Here is a 1,196-nt window from a genome sequence, read left to right as displayed (position 1 = left end):
GACCACATCTTGATAGTCCACTTTTTCCGAGTTGCTAGAGCTACCTTGTTTTTTACTACTCATCACAGCTGTCGTCAGCGCATGGTCGGTTACACCCATCGAATACGTAAGTACAGACAAGTCAAACCAGGTAAATAGCACCATGATCAAAACGGGTAAGCCCATCGCAACTTCGACCGTCAAACTTCCTTTTTGAAACTTGATCATAATTCAACGTACCTTTTCTTCGTGTAATCAACGACAAAAGCACCTTTGATATTCATGTTTTCAAGAAACTTCTTTGCATCATCTATATCGCTAAACTCACCAACGCAATAACGCTTCCATAAGCCGTGAGTGTAGGAATACACTTTGCCATAGTTGCCTTTCAGATAGTTTAGGTAATCTGACGGAATGACTTTATAGGTTGCTAATACTTGAATTCGATAAATTGACGGCGCTTTAGGACGTAAGTTTTGCGGGTCTAATACTGAGCGCGCTACGTACTTTGGTTTCAAATCGACAGATTTCGTATCCATTTCCATATTTTTCTTTTCCTTTGACTTCGCGACCTGTTTGGGTGGAACTTTTGTATCTATTTTTTTATTCAGAGGTTTAACGCTCTTCATGAGCTTTTTCAGTTTGACTCGTGCGTCTTGCTCGCTACTGTCGTGTTTCAAAACCTCCAACGCCACATCCGGACGATTCGACCGAGTCGACGCCAAAAGGAGATTTGAACGTACCTTTTCATCATTTGGATTGGCAGCAAACAAGCCATAGAGCAGCTCCATCGCGGGCTCTGGTCTGCCTTGCAGCATCATCACTACCGCAATATTGTTGTTTGCCTCACGGTCTGATGCGCCATTCTTCTTACTGTCATTGAAGTGAGAAATTGCACCATCGTAGTCTTTTTTACGCGCAAGTATTTTGCCTTTTAGAAGGTAGTAATCACCCTCTGGACCGCCATTATCTAAATACTCTTCTAAGTAACGTTCACTCGCATCGTAATTGGATTTTAAATATTCGAGCTTAGCTAAGATATAAATAATATCTGGGTCTTTTAGATCCTTTTTCTCTAGAGTATTTATGTATAACTCAGCAGATTTTTGGTCTTTATTATCCAAATATAAATTGATCAGTTTTATCTTATAACTCGGGACTTCGACTAAGTTCGCTTTATAAAATTCAATAAGCTGTTCAGTTTGCCCAGAGTTAGT

At 40.2% G+C, this 1,196-nt stretch carries 2 protein-coding genes; both read right to left on the bottom strand.

The genetic code is table 11. From position 1 onward, the window contains the following. Positions 1-207: pilus assembly protein (locus tag R7P67_RS25310; protein WP_318086383.1), on the bottom strand; the 207-nt coding region annotated here is incomplete at its 3' end. Then, a partial coding sequence (locus tag R7P67_RS25305) for a tetratricopeptide repeat protein (protein ID WP_152989415.1) occupies positions 204-1,196 on the bottom strand: 993 nt, incomplete at its 5' end. The genes R7P67_RS25305 and R7P67_RS25310, both read right to left, overlap by 4 nt.

The organism is Vibrio sp. Vb0937, assembly GCF_033338855.1.
Note: the sequence above shows the minus strand (reverse complement) of the source record. Positions and strands in the feature narration are given on the sequence as shown.